Raw genomic sequence first — 19,088 nt, 5'->3', positions numbered from 1 at the left:
GACGGGGGTGCCGCTGCGCGGGCTGCTCCCCGCCCCGCCCTTCGCCCGTTCCCCGGGGCTCCGCCCCGGACCCCCTGGGGGCGGAGCCCTGGGGGTACCTCCCAGCGGTAGCTGGGGGAGGAACGGTGGAAGGGCGGGTAGGGGACGGCCCCGCGCAGCGGGCGGCTACGGGGCGGTCGGCTTCGGCTTCGGCTTCGGCGCGGCGGGCTTCGGCTTCGCCGCCGCCGGCTTCGGCTTCGCCGCCGCAGGCCTCGGCTTCGGGAGTTCCGGCGCCACCCACGGCGTGCGCGGCTGCATGTTCTCCGGGCCGCCCGGCGGAGGCTGGCCGATGGAGGCCAGCGCCTCCTTCGCCAGGGGCCCCCGGACCGGCGAGAAGACCGGGTTCGTGCGCAGCGCCGTCTGAAGGCTCCGGCGGGCCGCCGCCTCGTCGCCCACGGCCCGTTCGATCATCGCCCGATGGTAGGAGAAGTCGGCGTTCCGCATGCCGAGGTCCGTCGCCTTCTTCGCGTACTCCAGCGCCTGCGCGTCGTCGCCGTCCTTGTGCAGGGCCCACCCCAGCGCGTCGGCCACCTGCACGTTCTTGTGCCGCTCCCACTCCGCCGACAGGCGGCGTACGGCCTGCGACGGATCCCCGTGGTCCGCCTCGTACAGGCCGAGCACGACCTCCTCGTTGACCCCGTTCGCCCCGCCCGCCGCCGCCAGCACCGACAGCGACCGGAACTGCGCCCGTGCCTCCTCCGGCCGCTCCAGCGACTCCAGCAGCTCGCCCAGCTCCAGCGCCAGCCGCGGCACCGGCGTGCGCCCCAGCGCCAGCCGGTAGTCGCGTACGGCCTCCCCGCCCCGCCCCAGCGCGGCCAGCGCCCGGGCCCGCCCGCCCAGCGCGTCACCCTGCGCCGGGTCGGTGCGCAGCGCGGCCTCGTACTGGCGCAGCGCCTCGGCCGGATCGCCGCGCTCCCACGCCAGCTCCCCGAGCCGGAACAGCACGTACGCCTTCTCCGCCGGGGACTTCGCCTCCCCGGCCGCCGCCTCCAGCGCCACCACCGCGTCCTCGCGCCAGCCGCGGTCCCGGTACACCTGGGCGGCCCTCAGGTGCGCGGCCAGGCCCGGCCGGAGCTCCATCAGCCGGTCCATCGCCCGCTGCGCCGCCTTGTAGTCGCCGAGGCCCGTGTACGCGTCCACCAGCACCGGGTACGCCGTCCAGCGCCGCGGCGCCTGCGCCCGCACCAGCTCGCCCCACTTCTTCGCCGTCCCGAAGTCCCGGCGGGCGCCGGCCAGCGCGCCCATGCCCGTCATCGCGTCGAAGTTGCCCTTCTCGGCGGGGCGGACCTCCAGCGAGCGCTTCAACGCCTTCTCCGCCTTCGGGTACCAGGAGGAATCAGCCGTCCGCCGCGCCTGCTCCAGGTACGCCGAGCCGAGCACCGCCCACGAAGCGTCGTCGTCGGCGTGCGCGGCCACCCATTTCTCCCGGTCGGCCACCAGCGCCGTCAGGTCCACCGCCGCCGCCGGGGCGCCCATGCCCACCGCCGACGCGGCGCGTTCGCTCGGCCCCGGTGGGCGGGCGTCGTCACCGGTACGGGCCGGGCGGATCAGCAGGGCCCCGGCGATCAGGACCACCGCGACCGCGGCCGCCACGACCGTCTTGCGGCCGGTGAACGTCACGGGCGGCGCGGGCTGCTGCGATTGCTCGTCGAAACCGTGCATGCGCTCACTGTGCGTCAATATGAAGAGCCCGCCGAGGTGTCCGAAGCCGGTCGCGGCCGTGTTCACACCGATGGCCCCGGCTGCCACTGTGGCCCCATGGACGACGATCTCATCGCGCGACTCCGCGAAGGCCTCCCGGACGGGGCGCTGCTGACCGACCCTCAGGTGGCCGCCTCCTACGCCCACGACACGGCCGGCTTCTGCGCCGCCGGCACCCCCGCCGCCGTCGTCCTGCCACGGACGGTGGAGCAGGTGCGGCACGTCATGCGCACCGCCACCGCCCTACGGGTCCCCGTGGTCCCGCAGGGCGCCCGTACGGGCCTCTCCGGGGCCGCCAACGCCTCCGACGGCTGCATCGTGCTGTCCCTCGTCAAGATGGACCGGATCCTGGAGGTCTCCACCGTCGACCGGATCGCCGTCGTCGAGCCCGGCGTGGTCAACGCCGTCCTCTCGCGGGCCGTGGCCGAACGGGGCCTCTACTACCCGCCCGACCCCTCCAGCTGGGAGCAGTGCACCATCGGCGGCAACATCGGCACCGCGTCCGGCGGGCTGTGCTGCGTGAAGTACGGGGTCACCGCCGAGTACGTTCTCGGCCTCGACGTGGTCCTGGCCGACGGGCGGCTCCTGAGCACGGGGCGGCGTACCGCCAAGGGCGTCGCCGGGTACGACCTGACGCGGCTGTTCGTCGGCTCCGAGGGCACGCTCGGCGTGGTCGTCGGGGCCGTCCTGGCACTGCGCCCGGCGCCGCCCCGGCAGCTGGCGCTCGCCGCCGAGTTCCCCTCGGTGGCGGCCGCCTGCGAGGCCGTCTGCGCCGTCATGGAGGCGGGCCTGACCCCGTCGCTGCTGGAACTGATGGACCGTACGACCGTCCGCGCCGTCAACGCCCTCGGGAAGATGGGCCTGCCCGAGAGCACCGAGGCGCTGCTGCTCGCCGCCTTCGACACCCCGGACGCGCCCGCCGACCTGGAGGCCGTCGGCAGGCTGTGCGCCGCCGCCGGGGCGAGCGCCGTCGTCCCCGCCGAGGACGAGGCGGAGTCGGAACTGCTGCTCCAGGCCCGCCGGATGTCCCTCACCGCCCTGGAGGCGCTGCGCCCGGCGACGATGATCGACGACGTGTGCGTACCGAGGTCGCGGCTCGCCGGGATGCTGGAGGGGACGGCCGCCATCGCGAAGGAGTACGACCTGCTCATCGGCGTCTGCGCGCACGCCGGTGACGGCAACACCCACCCGGTGGTCTGCTTCGACCCCGCCGACGAGAACGAGACGCGGCGGGCCCGGGAGTCCTTCGACGCGATCATGGCCCTGGGGCTGTCCCTGGGCGGGACGATCACCGGGGAGCACGGCGTCGGGGTGCTGAAGAAGGAGTGGCTGGCCCGGGAACTCGGGCCGGTCGGGCTGGAGATGCAGCGGGCCGTGAAGCAGGCCTTCGACCCGCTCGGGCTGCTGAATCCCGGCAAGCTCTTCTGACCCGGCCGCCCCTTCGCCGCCCTTCCCGGTCTCCGTGGCCTTCCCGGGCTTCCCGGTCTCCTCGGCCTTCCCGGGCTTCCCGGTCTCCTCCGTGCCCCCGGTCCGCGCGGGCGATCGGTGCCGGGTGCGCGTCACAGGTCGCCGCCGTCCGCGGAGTCGTCCGACGGCCACGGGTCGCGCAGCCACAGTTCGTCGGCGGGGGTGGGGGTGAGCAGGTCGGCCAGGGCGGCGTCCAGGCCGAGCAGCTCCGCCTCCGTCCCCGGCGGGACCACGCGCAGGGTGCGCTCCAGCCAGGCCGACACCGCGCAGGCCGGGGCCTCCAGGAGGGCGTCGCCGTCGGGGGAGCTCAGTGCCATGCACAGGACGGACCGGTTGTCGATCTTCGTGGGCCAGATCCGGACGTCTCCGTGGCCGCACGGGCGGAACACCCCCTCGACGAGCAGCTCGCGGGCGAACGTCCAGTTGACCGGGGTGCTGGAGCCGGTGTGGAAGGTGACGTGGACGGCGTACGGGTCGTCGGTGAGGTAGAGCAGCTTCGCCGGGACGGGGATGCTGCGCTCGGGGGACAGGACCAGCTTCAGTTCCAGTTCGCGCTCGATGACGGGGTGGTGCATGGCGGCCTCACTTCGGTGCGTTCGCTTGCGGACGCGGGACGCGTTTCGCCCCGCACGGGGAGAGAGCTCCCTCGTGCCCGGGTATGACGCGGGTTTCCGCACCGAATGTCAGGTTGGCCGAAATCTGTCGGCTGACCGGAATGCGTCGGCTGGGGTGGGGGCGGGGCCAGGTTCGCCCGAACGCTTGGAATCTCCCGTTACCCGACCTGCCGGGCGGGGGTTCTTGGCTATGGTCCTCCCCTTGGGTCCTCCCCTGCACAAGCCTCAAGCCACGATCGGAGTTGGGGACATTGACGGCCTCCCCTGGTGACGGAGTGCACGCCGCCCGCGAGGGTTACTACCCCGACCCGTCCATCCCCGGGTACGTCCGGTACTGGAACGGCGCGTCCTGGGTCCCGGGTACGAGCCGTCCCGCCGCCGTTCCCGCTGCCGTCCGGGTGGAGGAGACGGGGCCGGTCTTCCTGGACGAGACCTCGATGGCGGAGGCCCCTCCGGACCCGGGGCCGGCGCCGCGGCCCCCGGCCGGATGGGACCCCGCCGGTTCCGTCGGCTCCGCTGCGGCGCGGGTCCGCGACGCGGCTCCCGGCCCCGCGTGGGACTCGGGCCCGCAGGCGGGCGGCGGCCAGGGCGGGGGCTGGAGCGCCGAGGGCGGTGCCGCCGCGGGGCCGGGCGACGCCCCCGCGCGGGAGTGGGGCTCCGGGGCGGGCCGGGAGCCCGGACGAGGGGCGGGCGACCCGGCGGAGGACCGGGGCTCCGGCCCCGCCCCCGCGAGCGCGCCCCGGCCCGCAGGCGGGGCGGGGCAGGGCGGCTGGCAGGTCGACCCCGCCCACCAGGCCGGCTTCGGCGGCCCCCGCGACGCGCGGGTGTCCTGGGGCGACCCGGCGGAGTCCGAGCCCGCCCGGCCCGCCGGGATCTCCCTGGCCCGGCCCGCCCCGGCGCCCGCCGCCACCGCCCGGCGGCTCCCGGCGCAGGCCGCCGCCGAGAGCGTCGGCATCCTCTCGGCCCGGCCGCCCGCCTGGCCCGACGCCCCCGGCGCGGGCACCTCGGGGCTCACCTCCAGCTGGCCGGAGGCCGTACCGGACGCCCCGCCGCGGCGCCCGGAGCCCGCCCCCGCGCGGCCGGAGCCCGCGCGTCACGCCCCGGGGCGTCCGGCCGACGCGGCACCGGCGTACCCGGTGTACGAGGAGCCCCCGCCCGCCCGGCCCCAGCCCCGCCCGGCCGCCCCCGCACCGGAGCCCCCCGCACCGGAGCCCCCCGCGCCGCGGCCCCGCGCCTCCGCCCCCGCGTCCCCGCCCGAGGCCTCCGCGCCCGCGCGCCCGCGGCCCCGTACGGCCGCCCCGCCGGAGCCGCCCGCCCCCGCCCCCGCCCAGGAGGCGTCGGCGGCGGCAGCCGCAGCCGCAGCCGCGTCCGGGCCCGTCCGGGAGGACAGCCGGGCCGTGTTCGAGCGGATGGCGGAGCGGGCCGCGCGGCCCGCCGGGCTGGGGCGGCGGGGGACCGCCCGGCTGCTGGACTCCCTCGCGTACGCCGCCGTCACCGCGGCCGTCGCGCTGCCCCTCGTACCCCGGATGACGGCCCATCTACAGGCCAAGGTGGAGGCGGCCCAGGCCAGCGGGCGCACCACCACCGTGTGGCTGCTCGACGCCACCACCGCCGGGCAGCTGGGCCTCGTACTCGGTGCCGTGCTGCTCTTCGGCCTCCTCTACGAGGCGCTCCCCACCGCCCGCTGGGGCCGTACCCCGGGCAAGAAGCTGCTCGGCGTGCGCGTCCTGGCCACCGCCACCCTCCGCCCGCCCGGCTTCGGCGCGGCCCTGCGCCGCTGGCTCGTGTACGCCTTCCTGGGGCTGCCGGGCAGCCTGTGGTGCCTGGTGGACCGGCCCCGCCGGAGGGCCTGGCACGACCTGGCGGCGAGCACGTACGTGACCCGCTGACCCGCTGACCCGCCCGCTGACCCCGACCCCGGCCCCGGCCCGCGCCGCGCCCCCCGCCGTGCACGCCCCGGCCCCGGCCCGGCCTCGCCGGGGCCGGTGCCCCGGATGGACGCCGCCGCGTTGCGGGGAGGGCGGACCCGGGTTGCACTCGGGCCATGAGCACCGACCAGCCGCCGCCGGGCGAGCGGCCCGAGGACGATCCGTTCCTCAAGAAGCCCCAGGAGCCGCCGCCCCCGTCGGGCGGTTCGCCGTACGGCTCGCCGCCACCGCCCCCGGGTGGCGGCGGCTACCCCCCGCCTCCCCCGCCCCCCGGCGGTTATCCGCCGCCGCCCCCGCCCCCGTACGGCGGCGGCGGGCCCGGAGACCCGTACGGCGGGGGCGGCGGCTACGGCATGCCCGACCCGCTCGCCGGGATGCCCCCGCTCGCCGACTTCGGCAAGCGGCTCGGGGCGCGCGTGATCGACCTGCTCATCGTCGGGATCCCGCTCTTCCTCATCCAACTGCCGTTCGGCACCAGCCGCTACGTCGTGGACACCGACCGGGGCGAGGACGTCAGCGAGGTCATCTCCAGGTCGTACGGCGGCACCGGTCTGGTGTGGACGCTGATCGCGATCGTCGCGTACGTCGGCTACGACTGGTGGTTCACGCGCAAGAACGGCCAGACCGTGGGGAAGAAGGCCCTCGGCCTGCGCGTCGCGATGCTCAACGACGGCAGCGTGCCCCCTTCGGGCGCCGCGCTCGGCCGCGCCGCCGTGCTGTGGGTGCCGACGCTGCTGTGCTGCTTCTGCCTGTGGCCGCTCGCGCTGATCGTGTCGATGCTCGTCGACAAGCCGTACCGGCAGGCGCTCCACGACAAGGTCGCCAAGACGGTGGTGGTCACCTCGACCTGAGGCGAGTGGTACGAGGGCACGCGCGGGCGGCCGACCCCGGTGGGGGCGGCCGCCCGCGCCGGTGTCCGGTCAGTGGTGGACGGGGTGGTCCGCGGAGGCCGTCCGCGGCTCGGGCGCCCGGGAGGCACCCGTCCCCGCCGCCGTCCCGCCCCGCGCGGCGGAGTCCCCGGCGGCCCGCCCCGCGCCGCCCTGCCCGGCCGCCCGCCGCGCGGCGTGGCGGCCCCGCCGGCGGGGGATCGGCACGGTGAGCGCGACCAGCAGCCCGAGGGCGAGCGCGGCGGCGGCGATGACCGCGACTCCGATCCCGGTGCTCGTCTGCGAGAGCAGCAGCATGGCGATCGTCGACGCGACGACGGTGGCGGAGCCGTAGGCGAGCTGTGCGGCAGTCGGACGCGGCATGGCTTCTTCCGTCCTCAAGGCGTGGAGGGGGGAGTCGCCTCAACAGTTCGCGCACGCGTCAAGTGACTCCCGTAGGGCATGCCCGGACGGAGCAACAGGTAAGCGTGACCTTACCCACGGTGCCGGGGCACGGAGGGGCGCACGGCGTCGCACGGCCGGTCGCAACACGCCCGGCGGTGGAGAACAAGTGGAGCCCTTCGCCCCGGATGGGCCCGTATGACGGCGGAACGTCCGAATAGCGGAACTCGCTGACCGCATAGTGCAGTTGTAAGGAAGAAGTCAAGGTCTGTCTTTTCTTTGGACTCTCCGGTCAAATGTCGTCACTTGAGACGCGCGCCGCGCGGAACCCCCCGCTCCTAAGGAGACGTTCCGACCTACGTCGCGGCCGCGGGAGGGGAACGACATCAAGTGACCGGAAACTCCACCAGGCGTCGCGCGCTGCGCGCCGCCGCCGTCGGCGTGACCATGGCCGCGACCGCGGCCTCGGGCGCCTTCTTCACCACGGCGCAGGCCGACACCAGTTGGGGCGGCGCTCCCGCCGCCGACAAGCAGGACCCGAGCTCCCCCGCGAAGGAGCAGGTCCAGCACAACCTCGAAACCCCGTTCAGCAAGCAGAACGCGCAGGCGCGCGAAGCGGCCCTCGACCAGGTGCTGGCGGGCAAGAAGAACGTCGAGCAGCGCGGTGCCTCGAAGGTCGTCAAGCTCGACGACAAGAAGTACGTCGAGCTGGGCCGCGAGAAGACCGACAAGATCTTCACGATCCTCGTCGAGTTCGGCGACCAGGTCGACAACACGACCATGCACGACCCGGACGGCCCGGAGGGCCCGAAGCCGGCCGAGCCGAAGTACGGCGGCACCCCCGGCCCGCTGCACAACACGATCGCGCAGCCCGACCGCGCGATCAACAACAGCACGGCCTGGCGCAAGGACTACAGCCGCGAGTACTTCCAGGACCTGTACTTCGGTACGGGTCAGGGCAAGGAGTCGCTGAAGACCTACATGGAGAAGACCTCCTCGGGCCGTTACTCGGTCGAGGGCGAGGTCTCCGACTGGGTCAAGGTCCCGTACAACGAGGCCCGTTACGGCTCGAACTTCTGCGGCCAGTCGAACTGCTCCAACGTGTGGGACACCGTCCGCGACGGCGTCACCGCGTGGACGGAGGCCCAGAAGAAGGCCGGCAAGACCGACGCCCAGATCAAGGCCCAGCTGGCGCAGTACGACCAGTGGGACCGCAACGACTTCGACGGCGACGGCAACTTCAACGAGCCCGACGGCTACATCGACCACTTCCAGATCGTCCACGCGGGCGAGGACGAGTCGGCCGGCGGCGGCGCGCAGGGCAAGACCGCGCTGTGGGCGCACCGCTGGTACGCGTACGGCACGGACGTCGGCAAGACCGGCCCGGAGAACAACAAGGCCGGCGGCACCCAGATCGGCGACACCGGCATCTGGGTCGGCGACTACACGGTGCAGCCGGAGAACGGCGGCCTGGGCGTCTTCGCGCACGAGTACGCCCACGACCTCGGTCTGCCGGACCTCTACGACACCTCCGGTGGCGGCGAGAACTCGGTCGGCTTCTGGTCCCTCATGTCCGCGGGCTCCTGGCTCGGCCAGGGCAAGGACTCCATAGGCGACCTCCCGGGCGACATGACCGCCTGGGACAAGCTCCAGCTGGGCTGGCTGAACTACGACACGGCCAAGGCCGCGACGAAGTCCACCCACAAGCTGGGTGTGGCGGAGTACAACACCAAGGACAAGCAGGCGCTGGTCGTCGAGCTGCCGAAGAAGCAGGTCAAGACCGACATCGTCGCTCCCGCCGAGGGCTCCTCGCAGTGGTGGAGCCAGATGGGTGACGACCTCAAGAACACCCTGACCCGCTCGGTCGACCTGACGGGCAAGAAGTCCGCCGCCCTCTCCCTCAAGGGCTGGTGGGACATCGAGGCCGACTACGACTTCCTCTACACCGAGGTGTCCACGGACGGCGGCGCCACCTGGACCGCGCTGGCCGGCACCGCCGACGGTGCGGCCATCCCGGCCGACGCCTCCGGCAGCCCGTCGCTGACCGGTGTCTCCGGCGCCTGGAAGTCCCTGAACTTCCCGCTGGACGCCTACGCGGGCAAGAAGGTCGACCTCCGCTTCCGCTACCAGACGGACGGCGGCGCGGGCGGCAAGGGCTTCACGGCCGACGCCGTCACCCTCACCGCGGACGGCGCCCCGCTGTTCACCGACGGCGCCGAGAACGGCGACAACGGCTGGACCGGCAAGGGCTTCGAGCGGATCGGCGCGGGCTTCACCAAGGAGTACCCGCAGTACTACATCGTGGAGAACCGCCGCTACGTCTCGTACGACTCCACCCTCAAGGTGGGCCCGTACAACTTCGGCTGGGCCAACACCAAGCCGGGCTGGGTCGAGCACTACCCGTACCAGGACGGCCTGCTGATCTGGCTGTGGGACAAGTCCCAGAAGGACAACAACACCAGCCAGCACCCGGGCCAGGGCCTGATCCTGCCGGTCGACGCCAACGCCAAGCCGATGAAGTGGTCGGACGGCACGCTGCTGCGGAACAAGATCCAGCCGTACGACGCCACGTTCAGCGCGTACTCCACGGACGCGTTCACCCTGCACAAGAACGGCGAGTCGCTCTTCGTCAAGCCGAAGCCCGCGAACCTGGCCTTCGACGACCACAAGGGCAAGTACTACTACGACGAGAACCCGACCGGCTCGGTGAAGGTCGCTGACACCAACACCAAGATCAAGATCGCGAAGGAGACCTACGACGGCCTCCAGATGACGATCGAGGTCGGCCCCTCCGTCAAGTAATCCGGCAAAGCCGCAGGTCACAACATGATCGGCCGTCGCCCCCTAGCGGGCGGCGGCCGATCGCGTTTAGATGCGTGGGCGACTGTTCTTATTGACGGGGGAGCTGAAGATCATGCCCGGTGGAGGTTTCGTCAGATTGCCAGGCGGCAGCGTGGTGGTCGCGCTCACGCTGCCCAGGCCGTCCGGCGAGGGCGGAGACGTACGCGTACTGGTGCACGCCGTGAACCGGGCCCGCGCCCTGACCAGGCTGCGGAACCTCGGAATGCGGGCCGTGTACCTGCGGGGCAACGCGCAGCCCCCCACCCCGGACGAGATCACCGCCGTCCTCCACCACCCGGACGGCCTCCTGTGGCGCTGCGCCCCGGACCGCGAACAGGAACTCTGGCACCCGATCCGCGCCCTCCTGGGCGGCGCGGGCTAGCGCCGGATGCTCTGCAGCAGCTCGCCGGTCTCGTCGACGATCCAGAAGCCCCAGCCGTTGCGGTTGGGCTTCACGTGGGGTTTGAGGGCTTGCAGGACGGCTGCGGCCGCCCCGCTTGGGGTCTTGTAGTGGCCGGCGCCGGGTGCACCCGTGGCGATGGTGAGGTTTTCGGTGAGCGGGTCGTAGAAGCCGCTCACGCGGGCGCCGGCGTAGACGGCGTGGACGGGTACGACTCCCTGCGGGGGTGCGGCCGGGGAGGGGGCAGGTGACTGCTCCGGCCCCGGGCCCTGCTGCTGGAACCGGTCCAGGAGGCGGCGAACGGCTTCGCCGGGCGACACCTCCCAGGCCAGCGCGAGCAGCTCGATCCTGTCGTGGGTCGTGGGGTCGACGTCGATCTTTGCGGTCTGCATACCCTCACGGTAGCCCACGCGGTGAGCGTTGAGTAGAGAATTCTAGAAATCGTTCTCGATTTTACTCACCAGGTGCCGCGGTGAGGGATCCGACCAGGGTCACCCCGGCCGTACGGAGCTCCTCCAGGGCCTTCTCGGTCGTGTGGGGGGCCACGGCGGCCGTCAGGTCCAGCAGGACGCGGGTGGTGAAGCCGGCGCGGGCCGCGTCGAGGGCGGTGGCCTTGACGCAGTGGTCGGTGGCGACGCCGACCACGTCGACCTCGCTCACGTGCCGGTCGCGCAGCCACTCGGCGAGGCCCCGGCCGTTCTCGTCGGCGCCCTCGAAACCGCTGTACGCGGCCTCGTACGCGCCCTTGTCGAAGACGGCGGCGACCGCCCCGGAGGCGACGGCGGGAGCGAAGTTCGGGTGGAACCCGACGCCCTCGGTCCCGGCGACGCAGTGCACCGGCCAGGAGGTCTCGTAGTCGGGCTCGGCCGGGGGCCGGGCGAAGTGGGACCCGGGGTCGACGTGGTGGTCGCGCGTGGCGACGACGTGCCGGTAGCCGGGGGTGGTCTGCCCGATCAGCTCGGTGATCGCGGCGGCGACGTCGGCCCCGCCGGTGACCGCGAGGCTGCCGCCCTCGCAGAAGTCGTTCTGTACGTCGACGACGATCAGTGCGCGGTGCATGTCGCGTGTCCTTAGGTAGACGGTGGTGTACGGCGGAATCCTGCGGGGGCTCTTCCCCCGGCCTCCCGCGCCTCAAGCCCCGCCGGGCCCGGGTTCTGCCGGGCGGCCGGCCCGCCTCCGGCGCGGGCGGCGCGTCGGAGGCGGGCCCGGCACGTCAGGAGACGAGCTCCGTCGGGAGGACGGCCTCGCCGCGCGAGAGCTGGGTCGCCGAGAGGGGGAGGCCGGCGCGCGCCGCGCGGTGGCGGTCCCGGGCCGCGTCCAGCGGCTCGCGGGCGACCACCTCGCCCGCCTTCACCAGCTGTACCAGCAGCTGCGAGCCGGCCAGCGCGGCCGGCACCGGCCCGGTGCCGACGACCTCCGCCTCCGCCACCCCGTCGGCGTCCAGCCTCCGCGCCGCCCACTTGCGCCCGCCGACGGACGTCTTGCCGCCGGAGGACTTCTTGGCCACCGGCACCAGCGGCGCCTTCGGGTCGGCCGAGGCGGCCCGCGCGACGAGCTTGTAGACCATCGAGCACGTAGGGTGCCCGCTGCCGGTCACCAGCTGCGTGCCCACCCCGTACGCGTCCACCGGAGCCGCCGCCAGCGAGGCGATGGCGTACTCGTCCAGGTCGGAGGTGACCACGATCCGGGTGTCCGTCGCGCCCAGCTCGTCCAGCTGCTGCCGCACCCGGTGCGCGACCAGCAGCAGGTCGCCGGAGTCGATCCGGACCGCGCCGAGGTCCGTCCCGGCGACCTCCACCGCGGTCCGCACGGCCTCGGCGACGTCGTACGTGTCCACCAGCAGGGTGGTCCCGCCGCCCAGCGAGGCCACCTGCGCGGTGAAGGCGTCCCGCTCGCTGTCGTGCACCAGGGTGAAGGCGTGCGCGCTGGTGCCGACCGTCGGGATCCCGTACCGGAATCCGGCCGCCAGGTCGGAGGTGGAGGTGAAGCCGCCGACGTACGCGGCCCGCGAGGCGGCCACGGCGGCCAGCTCGTGGGTGCGCCGCGCGCCCATCTCGATCAGGGGGCGGTCGCCGGCCGCCGAGGCCATCCGGGAGGCCGCCGCCGCGATCGCCGAGTCGTGGTTCAGGATCGACAGGATCACGGTCTCCAGCAGCACGCACTCGGCGAAGCTGCCCTCGACCCGCAGGACCGGCGATCCGGGGAAGTAGACCTCGCCCTCGGGGTAGCCCCAGATGTCACCCGAGAAGCGGTACGACGCCAGCCAGTCCAGCGTCCGCATGTCGACGACCGCCCGCTCCCGCAGGAACTCCAGCACCGCGCTGTCGAAGCGGAAGTTCTCCACGGCGTCCAGCACGCGTCCGGTACCGGCCACCACTCCGTAGCGCCGTCCCTCGGGCAGCCGCCGGGTGAAGACCTCGAAGACCGAGCGGCGTTCGGCGGTGCCGTTGGCCAGGGCGGCCTGCAGCATCGTGAGCTCGTAGTGATCCGTGAAGAGCGCTGTCGACGGCACGTCCACCGGCAGGCCCAGGTCCGCAGGGTTCATGTCACGGATGCTAGCGCACATTTCGTCAAAGTGACGAGATGGGGGAGCCCGTTTGTGCGACCGGCCCTCCGCAGTGGCAGCATGGGACAAGTGAGTGTTGCTCCCATTGAGATCGAACGCACCGAATCGGCCGAGGAGACCTTCGCCGTCCCCGAACCCGACGTCCCGTGGGTGACCCTGGTGCACAACGACCCGGTCAACCTCATGAGCTACGTGACGTACGTGTTCCAGGCGTACTTCGGCTACCCCAAGGACAAGGCGACCAGACTGATGCTCGACGTCCACAACAAGGGCAGGGCGGTCGTCTCCAGCGGCACCCGCGAGGAGATGGAGCGCGACGTGCAGGCCATGCACGGCTACGGGCTCTGGGCGACGCTGTCGCAGGACCGCGGCTGATGGGCGGCACGTTCGAGCCCCTGAAGGGCGGCGGGGCGGCCGTGGCCCTGGACGAGATCGAGATCTCCATCCTGCGTTCCCTGGCCGTGCAGCTGCTGGAGCTGATCGGCCCGGGCGCACCGGAGCCCGACGCGGACGCCGACCCGCTGGCCGTGCTGTTCGCCTCCGACGGCCCCACCGAGCCGCCGTCCGACCCGGCGCTGGCCCGCCTGTTCCCGGACGCGTACGGGGGCCCCGCCGGTGCGGAGGGCGGGGAGGACCCGGAGGAGCTGCGGGCCCGCTCGGCGGAGTTCCGGCGCTTCACCGAGAACGACCTGCGCACCCGCAAGCGGGAGGACGCGCTGGCCGTCGTCCGCAGCCTCGACTCCCTCACCCCGGCCGGCGACGGCGCGGCGGTGCTGGAGCTGACCGGGGAGCTGCCGCTGCGCTGGCTCGGCGCGCTCAACGACCTGCGGCTGACCATCGCGGCCCGGCTCGACATCACCGAGGACGACGAGAGCGCCGTGCTGTTCCGGCTCCCGGACGACGACCCGCGCAAGCCGATGGTGATGGCGTACCTGTGGCTGGGCGGCCTCCAGGAGACGCTCATCGAGACCCTCTGACGGAGGTCCGTCCGCCCCGGGGACGTCAAGGGCACGTGTGTGTTCGCTCAGCGGACGCTCAAATCCGGATAACGATCAGATCACCGCCATGCAATGATCTGACGCTTTTCAGCCCCAATGTCCTGATATTGGCGTGCCCTGCGCCACTTTTCCCGCCTTCTCCCACCCGTAAGCACGTGATAAATCTTCACGACCGCCGACGGGACGCCACCCATGTCCCCCGGCCTGCTTGAACCGGCTGACCGCCGGCGTGCAACTCCATCCGTATCCGGGGGGATCGAGGACCCGATCCGCAGCCTTCGAGGCGCGGGTCGGCGTGGAGAAAGGCGCACCAAAACATGACCTCAGTGCAGGTCGAGCAGCACGACAGGACGCCCGGCGAGGGCGGTCAGGGCGAGGGTGACGGGGAGGGCTACCACCGGGCGCTCGGAGCCCGCCAGATCCAGATGATCGCGATCGGCGGAGCCATCGGCACCGGCCTGTTCCTCGGGGCGGGCAAGGCGATCTCGAAGGCCGGACCGAGCCTCATCCTGGCCTACGCCATCGCCGGACTGGTCATCTTCTTCATCATGCGGGCCCTGGGCGAACTGCTCATGTACCGCCCCGTGTCCGGCTCGTTCTCGGACTACGCCCGCGAGTTCCTGGGCCCGTTCTGGGGCTACGCCACCGGCTGGACCTACTGGCTGTTCTGGGTGGTCACCGGCATCACCGAGGTCACCGCCGCCGCCAAGTACATGTCGTACTGGACGAACGACGGCTTCCCGCAGTGGGCGTACGCGCTGATCTTCACCGTGATCCTCTACGGCGCCAACCTGATCTCCGTGAAGCTCTTCGGCGAGCTGGAGTTCTGGTTCTCCATGGTCAAGGTCACCGCCATCGTCGGCATGATCCTGATCTGCGCCGGCATCCTCACCATCGGCTTCTCCGACGCCGCCGCCACCGCCTCCGTCTCCAACCTGTGGAACGACCGCGGCTTCTTCCCCCACGGCATCGGCGAGACGCTGATGACCCTGCAGATCGTGATGTTCGCCTTCCTCGCGGTCGAGCTGGTCGGCGTCACCGCCGGCGAGTCCAAGGACCCCGCGAAGACCCTGCCCAAGGCCATCAACACCGTGCCGTGGCGCATCGCCGTCTTCTACGTCGGCGCGCTCATCATGATCATGTCGGTCATCCCCTGGTCCAACTTCAAGGCGGGCGAGAGCCCCTTCGTGCTCGCCTTCGAGAAGATGGGCCTCGGCATCGGCGCCGCGATCGTCAACTTCGTCGTGCTGACCGCCGCCCTGTCCTCCTGCAACTCGGGCATGTACTCCACCGGCCGCATGCTGCGCGACCTCGCGCTCAACGGCCAGGGCCCGAAGTTCTTCACCAAGCTCACGAAGAACGGCACCCCGCTGGTCGGCACCACCTTCTCCGCCGCGCTGATGCTGGTGGGCGTCTGGATCAACTACGTCGCCCCGGGCAAGGCCTTCGACTACGTCGTCTCCTTCGCCACCATCTCCGGCATGTGGGCCTGGATCATGATCCTGGTCTGCCAGATCCGCTACCGCGCCAAGGCCGACCGCGGCGAACTGCCCCAGTCCGCCTTCCGCGCCCCCGGCGCCCCCTGGACCAGCTGGTTCGCCCTGCTGTTCATCGGCATGGTCATCGTGATGATGGGCGTCGACAAGGACTCCCGCGTCTCGCTGTACTGCGCCCCGCTATGGGGTCTGGTCCTGGGCGTCTCGTACCTCGTCCTCAAGGCCCGCAACCCGCGCGGCGCCGCCTTCAACAAGGTCACCCGCTGAACCCGCTGACCCGCTGACCGTGCGTCCCGGCCGCCTGCCGCGGCCGGGAACCACACCCCCCGGACGCCCCCCGGGCCCTGCGCCCAGGCCGACGTGTCCACCATTCGGGCCCTCCCGTACCACTCCTCGGTACGAGAGGGCCCGTCTGCTTATCCTGTCGCTCATGCTGACCCTCACCCAGGCCCTGTACGACCAGATCGTCGAGCACGCCCGCAAGGACCACCCGGACGAGGCGTGCGGCGTCGTGGCCGGCCCGGCGGGCACCGGCCGCCCCGAGCGGTTCATCCCGATGCTCAACGCGGCCCGCTCGCCCACGTTCTACGAGTTCGACTCGAAGGATCTGCTCAAGCTCTACCGCGAGCTCGACGACCGGGACGAGGACCCCGTGATCGTCTACCACTCGCACACCGCCACCGAGGCCTACCCCTCGCGCACGGACGTGACGTACGCGAACGAGCCGGACGCCCACTACGTCCTCGTCTCCACGGCCGACCAGGACGGCCTGGGCGAGTTCCAGTTCCGCTCCTACCGGATCCGCGACGGCGTGATCACCGAGGAAGAAGTGCAGGTCGTGGCCGCCTACTGACCACCATGTGAGCCACTGGCGTCCACGATGCGGGATCACACTCCAAACGCGGTACCGGGAATCGTTAACATGACCGCATGGTTTCCCACGACGTGAGCATCGAGACGCCCGGCAGGCTGCTGCTCGTGGCGCGGCTGCACGTCGACCTGTGCCGCCTCGCCAGCGCCATCTGTCCTGCCTCCTGAGCACCGGGCCCCTTCCGCGCGGGGGCTGCACCAACGCGCGCCCGCACACCTCTTCGCCCCTTCACGACACTGGAGCCCGCCATGGCCATCGAGGTCCGCATCCCGACCATCCTCCGCACCTACACCGACGGCGAGAAGGCCGTGAACGGCGAGGGCGCCACCCTCTCCGAGCTGTTCGCGGACCTGGACACCCGCCACCAGGGCATCGAGGCGCGCATCGTCGAGGACGGCAAGCTGCGCCGCTTCGTCAACGTCTACCTCAACGACGAGGACGTCCGCTTCATCGACGGCATCTCCACCGCCCTCAAGGACGGCGACAGCGTCACCATCCTCCCGGCCGTGGCCGGCGGCTCGAAGTAATGCGGTACGACTCCCCGCTCGCGGCGGTCGGCAACACCCCGCTCGTGCGCCTGCCGCGGCTGTCCCCCTCCGAGGACGTCCGGATCTGGGCCAAGCTGGAGGACCGCAACCCGACCGGCTCGATCAAGGACCGCCCGGCGCTCCACATGGTCGAGCAGGCGGAGAAGGACGGCCGCCTGTCCCCCGGCTGCACCATCCTGGAACCCACCTCCGGCAACACGGGCATCTCGCTCGCGATGGCCGCGAAGCTCAAGGGCTACCGGATCGTGTGCGTCATGCCGGAGAACACCTCGCAGGAGCGCCGCGACCTTCTCGCGATGTGGGGAGCCGAGATCATCTCGTCGCCGGCCGCGGGCGGTTCGAACACCGCCGTGCGGGTGGCGAAGGAACTGGCCGAGCAGAACCCCTCCTGGGTGATGCTCTACCAGTACGGCAACCCGGACAACGCGGGCGCCCACTACGCCACCACCGGCCCGGAGATCCTCGCCGACCTCCCGTCGATCACCCACTTCGTGGCGGGCCTGGGCACCACCGGCACCCTCATGGGCGTCGGCCGCTACCTGCGCGAGAACGTCCCCGGAGTGAAGATCGTCGCCGCCGAGCCGCGCTACGACGACCTCGTCTACGGCCTGCGCAACCTCGACGAGGGCTTCGTCCCCGAGCTGTACGACGCCTCGGTGCTCACCACCCGCTACTCGGTCGGCTCCGCCGACGCGGTGACCCGCACCCGCGAACTCCTCCAGCAGGAGGGCATCTTCGCGGGCGTCTCCACCGGAGCCGCGCTGCACGCGGCGATCGGCGTCGGCCGCAAGGCGGTCGCCGCCGGGGAGTCCGCCGACATCGTCTTCGTCGTCGCCGACGGAGGCTGGAAGTACCTGTCGACCGGCGTCTACACGGCGGCGACGACCGAAGAGGCCATCGAGGTCCTCCAGGGGCAGCTCTGGGCCTGAGGCCCGTACGCCCTCACGGCACGGCACGGCACGGCACGGCACGGCCACGGACGCCGCCGGCCCGCGACCCGCGGGTCCGGCGGCGTCCGTCGTCGGGCTCCCGGTTCACCCGTTCGGCCCCTTCGGGGTCGCCCGCCCCCTCCTGCGCGCGCACGCTCGGAACCGACCGGTTCCCCGCAGCAGGAAGGTGGCGACATGACCACCACCCCGGGCAGTACCACCCCGAAGGGCACGGCCGCCACCAGTGCCTGGGCCACCGGAGGCACGGCGTTCGCCGGGGTCCTGATGGCCGTCGGCGGCGTGTTCAGCGTCTTCGAGGGCATCGCGGCCATCGCCAAGGACGACGTCTACCTGCCCGTCGGCGACTACACCTTCAAGTTCGACCTCACGGCGTGGGGATGGATCCACCTGATCCTCGGCGTCATCGTCTTCGCCGTCGGCGTGGGCATCCTCAAGGGCGCCGAGTGGGGCCGGGCCGGCGGTGTCGTCGTGGCCTCCGTCTACGTCCTCTTCCACTTCCTGTGGCTGCCCTACCAGCCCCTGTGGGCGCTCATCGCGATCGCCATCGGAGTGTTCGTCATCTGGGCCCTGTGCACCGACCGGCAGCCCATCGCCCACATCTGACCCCCACCCCGCCCCGCGCCGTCCGTGCCGCCCCGCCGCACCCGCGGCGGGGCGGCACGCGCTCACGAGCCCCCCAGCAGCTCCGCGATCACCGAGGCATGGCTGTGGTCCGGGTCCTTGACCGCCGTCAGCAGGGTCAGCGGCCCCGCCGCCGCCAGCTCCCCCAGCCGGGCCAGCTCGGCCCGCGCCCGCGGGTCCGCCAGCTCCGCCTCGTACCGCCGGCGGAACTCCGCGGCGGAGCCGCCCGCGTGGAACCACTTCCGCAGCTCCGCCGACGGAGTCACCGCCCGCGGCCACTCGTCCACCGCGGCCGCCTCCTTCGACAGCCCGCGCGGCCACAGCCGGTCCACGAGCACCCGCACCCCGTCCGCCCCCGGCTCGGGGGGATCGTAGACGCGCCGCAGCCGGATCACTCCGCACCGCCTCCCAGCCCTTTGGCCTCGTCCCACAGCACCGGGTCCAGCGTCCCCACCTGCGTGCGGAACTCCCACACCGACACCTCCTCCGGCCGGTCCGCCTCCAGGAAGCCGCCCCGCCCGTGCGCCGCCGCCCCGGCCGTCCCCGGCGGCAGCGGGATCACCCCGGCCCGCCGGTCGTCGTACTTCCAGACGATCCACGCCACCCGCACCCGCCCCCGGTGCGGCCGCACCGCCAGCACCAGGCAGGTCCGGCCGTCCACCAGACACCACAGCTCACCCGGCCGCAGCCGCGGGGGGGGGGGGGGGAGGGGGGGGGGGGGGGGGGGGGGGGTGGGGGGGGGGGGGGGGGGGGGGGGCAACAACCCCTCCCCTCCATCCA

21 protein-coding genes are annotated in these 19,088 nt (G+C 72.7%); 13 read left to right on the top strand and 8 right to left on the bottom strand.

Annotated elements, in window-relative coordinates:
* Positions 1–165 precede the first annotated feature (165 nt).
* Positions 166–1,701 (bottom strand): tetratricopeptide repeat protein, encoded by a 1,536-nt coding sequence (locus AC069X_RS18665; protein ID WP_478729673.1) that lies wholly within the window; start codon positions 1,699–1,701, stop codon positions 166–168.
* Positions 1,702–1,797: 96 nt separating this feature from the next.
* Here AC069X_RS18665 and AC069X_RS18660 point away from each other — a divergent pair, with 96 nt between their 5' ends.
* A complete protein-coding gene (locus AC069X_RS18660; RefSeq protein WP_478729672.1) occupies positions 1,798–3,168 on the top strand; it encodes an FAD-binding oxidoreductase in 1,371 nt (456 codons plus the stop codon).
* Between the two features lie 131 nt (positions 3,169–3,299).
* On the opposite strand, the gene AC069X_RS18655 is transcribed toward AC069X_RS18660, so the two are convergent.
* Entirely contained in the window at positions 3,300–3,782 is a 483-nt protein-coding gene (locus AC069X_RS18655; protein WP_478729671.1) for an SsgA family sporulation/cell division regulator, read from the bottom strand.
* A gap of 314 nt (positions 3,783–4,096) precedes the next feature.
* Between AC069X_RS18655 and AC069X_RS18650 the strand changes: the two genes are divergently transcribed.
* Together AC069X_RS18650 and AC069X_RS18645 are read left to right on the top strand one after the other, a co-directional pair.
* Positions 4,097–5,710, top strand: coding sequence for an RDD family protein (locus AC069X_RS18650; RefSeq protein WP_478729670.1), 1,614 nt, complete (start codon positions 4,097–4,099; stop codon positions 5,708–5,710).
* A 155-nt stretch (positions 5,711–5,865) separates the two neighbouring features.
* Positions 5,866–6,600, top strand: coding sequence for an RDD family protein (locus AC069X_RS18645; RefSeq protein WP_478729669.1), 735 nt, complete (start codon positions 5,866–5,868; stop codon positions 6,598–6,600).
* A gap of 69 nt (positions 6,601–6,669) precedes the next feature.
* Here the strand turns inward: AC069X_RS18645 and AC069X_RS18640 are convergent, their stop codons facing one another.
* A complete protein-coding gene (locus tag AC069X_RS18640; RefSeq protein WP_478729668.1) occupies positions 6,670–6,999 on the bottom strand; it encodes a hypothetical protein in 330 nt (109 codons plus the stop codon).
* 465 nt (positions 7,000–7,464) lie between these two features.
* On the opposite strand from AC069X_RS18640, the gene AC069X_RS18635 reads away from it, so the two are divergent.
* Together AC069X_RS18635 and AC069X_RS18630 are read left to right on the top strand one after the other, a co-directional pair.
* A complete protein-coding gene (locus AC069X_RS18635) occupies positions 7,465–9,819 on the top strand; it encodes an immune inhibitor A domain-containing protein (protein ID WP_478729707.1) in 2,355 nt (784 codons plus the stop codon).
* A gap of 112 nt (positions 9,820–9,931) precedes the next feature.
* On the top strand, positions 9,932–10,240 hold the full coding sequence (locus tag AC069X_RS18630) for a hypothetical protein (RefSeq protein ID WP_478729667.1): 309 nt from the start codon (positions 9,932–9,934) through the stop codon (positions 10,238–10,240).
* Here the strand turns inward: AC069X_RS18630 and AC069X_RS18625 are convergent.
* The 3 genes from AC069X_RS18625 to AC069X_RS18615 form a co-directional block, all read right to left on the bottom strand.
* On the bottom strand, positions 10,237–10,650 hold the full coding sequence (locus AC069X_RS18625) for a hypothetical protein (protein WP_478729666.1): 414 nt from the start codon (positions 10,648–10,650) through the stop codon (positions 10,237–10,239). The genes AC069X_RS18630 and AC069X_RS18625 overlap by 4 nt on opposite strands.
* 61 nt (positions 10,651–10,711) lie before the next feature.
* Positions 10,712–11,317: a nicotinamidase gene (locus tag AC069X_RS18620; protein WP_478729665.1), complete on the bottom strand. Its 606-nt coding sequence runs from the start codon at positions 11,315–11,317 to the stop codon at positions 10,712–10,714.
* Positions 11,318–11,471: 154 nt separating this feature from the next.
* Positions 11,472–12,803 carry a nicotinate phosphoribosyltransferase gene (locus AC069X_RS18615; protein WP_478729664.1) on the bottom strand — a complete coding sequence of 444 codons (1,332 nt, stop codon included), beginning with the start codon at positions 12,801–12,803 and terminating at the stop codon, positions 11,472–11,474.
* Between the two features lie 81 nt (positions 12,804–12,884).
* Between AC069X_RS18615 and clpS the strand changes: the two genes are divergently transcribed.
* The 8 genes from clpS (at position 12,885) to AC069X_RS18575 (ending at position 18,290) form a co-directional block, all read left to right on the top strand.
* On the top strand, positions 12,885–13,199 hold the full coding sequence (clpS, locus tag AC069X_RS18610; protein ID WP_478729663.1) for an ATP-dependent Clp protease adapter ClpS: 315 nt from the start codon (positions 12,885–12,887) through the stop codon (positions 13,197–13,199).
* Positions 13,199–13,801, top strand: a complete 603-nt coding sequence (locus tag AC069X_RS18605; protein ID WP_478729662.1) for a DUF2017 domain-containing protein — start codon at positions 13,199–13,201, stop codon at positions 13,799–13,801. Before clpS ends, AC069X_RS18605 begins: the two co-directional genes overlap by 1 nt.
* A gap of 338 nt (positions 13,802–14,139) precedes the next feature.
* Entirely contained in the window at positions 14,140–15,585 is a 1,446-nt protein-coding gene (locus tag AC069X_RS18600; protein WP_478729661.1) for an amino acid permease, read from the top strand.
* A gap of 163 nt (positions 15,586–15,748) precedes the next feature.
* The gene (locus AC069X_RS18595) at positions 15,749–16,171 is read left to right on the top strand and encodes a M67 family metallopeptidase (RefSeq protein WP_478729660.1); all 423 of its coding nucleotides are present in this window, start codon (positions 15,749–15,751) and stop codon (positions 16,169–16,171) included.
* Between the two features lie 77 nt (positions 16,172–16,248).
* On the top strand, positions 16,249–16,356 hold the full coding sequence (locus AC069X_RS18590) for a putative leader peptide (protein ID WP_478729659.1): 108 nt from the start codon (positions 16,249–16,251) through the stop codon (positions 16,354–16,356).
* Between the two features lie 81 nt (positions 16,357–16,437).
* Entirely contained in the window at positions 16,438–16,716 is a 279-nt protein-coding gene (locus AC069X_RS18585; protein WP_007264347.1) for a MoaD/ThiS family protein, read from the top strand.
* A complete protein-coding gene (locus AC069X_RS18580; RefSeq protein WP_478729658.1) occupies positions 16,716–17,666 on the top strand; it encodes a PLP-dependent cysteine synthase family protein in 951 nt (316 codons plus the stop codon). The genes AC069X_RS18585 and AC069X_RS18580 overlap by 1 nt, the downstream gene beginning before the upstream one ends.
* 195 nt (positions 17,667–17,861) lie before the next feature.
* Entirely contained in the window at positions 17,862–18,290 is a 429-nt protein-coding gene (locus tag AC069X_RS18575; protein ID WP_478729657.1) for a DUF7144 family membrane protein, read from the top strand.
* Between the two features lie 62 nt (positions 18,291–18,352).
* Here AC069X_RS18575 and AC069X_RS18570 read toward each other — a convergent pair whose 3' ends face one another.
* Both AC069X_RS18570 and AC069X_RS18565 read right to left on the bottom strand, forming a co-directional pair.
* Positions 18,353–18,703, bottom strand: a complete 351-nt coding sequence (locus AC069X_RS18570) for a DUF488 domain-containing protein (protein WP_478729656.1) — start codon at positions 18,701–18,703, stop codon at positions 18,353–18,355.
* Positions 18,700–18,969, bottom strand: coding sequence for a type II toxin-antitoxin system PemK/MazF family toxin (locus AC069X_RS18565; protein ID WP_478729655.1), 270 nt, complete (start codon positions 18,967–18,969; stop codon positions 18,700–18,702). Before AC069X_RS18565 ends, AC069X_RS18570 begins: the two co-directional genes overlap by 4 nt.
* Positions 18,970–19,088 lie beyond the last annotated feature (119 nt).

This window comes from Streptomyces sp. NPDC043896 (assembly GCF_056435605.1).
The sequence above is the reverse complement of the archived record's forward strand: the minus strand, read 5'-3'. Positions and strand labels throughout refer to the sequence as shown.

Bases quoted from the DNA above. Each gene is read 5' to 3' on its own strand.
- AC069X_RS18665 (WP_478729673.1), bottom strand. From the start codon at position 1,701: ATGCACGGTTTCGACGAGCAATCGCAGCAGCCCGCGCCGCCCGTGACG.
- AC069X_RS18660 (WP_478729672.1), top strand. From the start codon at position 1,798: ATGGACGACGATCTCATCGCGCGACTCCGCGAAGGCCTCCCGGACGGG.
- AC069X_RS18655 (WP_478729671.1), bottom strand. From the start codon at position 3,782: ATGCACCACCCCGTCATCGAGCGCGAACTGGAACTGAAGCTGGTCCTG.
- AC069X_RS18645 (WP_478729669.1), top strand. From the start codon at position 5,866: ATGAGCACCGACCAGCCGCCGCCGGGCGAGCGGCCCGAGGACGATCCG.
- AC069X_RS18640 (WP_478729668.1), bottom strand. From the start codon at position 6,999: ATGCCGCGTCCGACTGCCGCACAGCTCGCCTACGGCTCCGCCACCGTC.
- AC069X_RS18635 (WP_478729707.1), top strand. From the start codon at position 7,465: ATGGCCGCGACCGCGGCCTCGGGCGCCTTCTTCACCACGGCGCAGGCC.
- AC069X_RS18630 (WP_478729667.1), top strand. From the start codon at position 9,932: ATGCCCGGTGGAGGTTTCGTCAGATTGCCAGGCGGCAGCGTGGTGGTC.
- AC069X_RS18625 (WP_478729666.1), bottom strand. From the start codon at position 10,650: ATGCAGACCGCAAAGATCGACGTCGACCCCACGACCCACGACAGGATC.
- AC069X_RS18620 (WP_478729665.1), bottom strand. From the start codon at position 11,317: ATGCACCGCGCACTGATCGTCGTCGACGTACAGAACGACTTCTGCGAG.
- AC069X_RS18615 (WP_478729664.1), bottom strand. From the start codon at position 12,803: ATGAACCCTGCGGACCTGGGCCTGCCGGTGGACGTGCCGTCGACAGCG.
- clpS (WP_478729663.1), top strand. From the start codon at position 12,885: ATGGGACAAGTGAGTGTTGCTCCCATTGAGATCGAACGCACCGAATCG.
- AC069X_RS18605 (WP_478729662.1), top strand. From the start codon at position 13,199: ATGGGCGGCACGTTCGAGCCCCTGAAGGGCGGCGGGGCGGCCGTGGCC.
- AC069X_RS18600 (WP_478729661.1), top strand. From the start codon at position 14,140: ATGACCTCAGTGCAGGTCGAGCAGCACGACAGGACGCCCGGCGAGGGC.
- AC069X_RS18595 (WP_478729660.1), top strand. From the start codon at position 15,749: ATGCTGACCCTCACCCAGGCCCTGTACGACCAGATCGTCGAGCACGCC.
- AC069X_RS18590 (WP_478729659.1), top strand. From the start codon at position 16,249: ATGGTTTCCCACGACGTGAGCATCGAGACGCCCGGCAGGCTGCTGCTC.
- AC069X_RS18585 (WP_007264347.1), top strand. From the start codon at position 16,438: ATGGCCATCGAGGTCCGCATCCCGACCATCCTCCGCACCTACACCGAC.
- AC069X_RS18580 (WP_478729658.1), top strand. From the start codon at position 16,716: ATGCGGTACGACTCCCCGCTCGCGGCGGTCGGCAACACCCCGCTCGTG.
- AC069X_RS18575 (WP_478729657.1), top strand. From the start codon at position 17,862: ATGACCACCACCCCGGGCAGTACCACCCCGAAGGGCACGGCCGCCACC.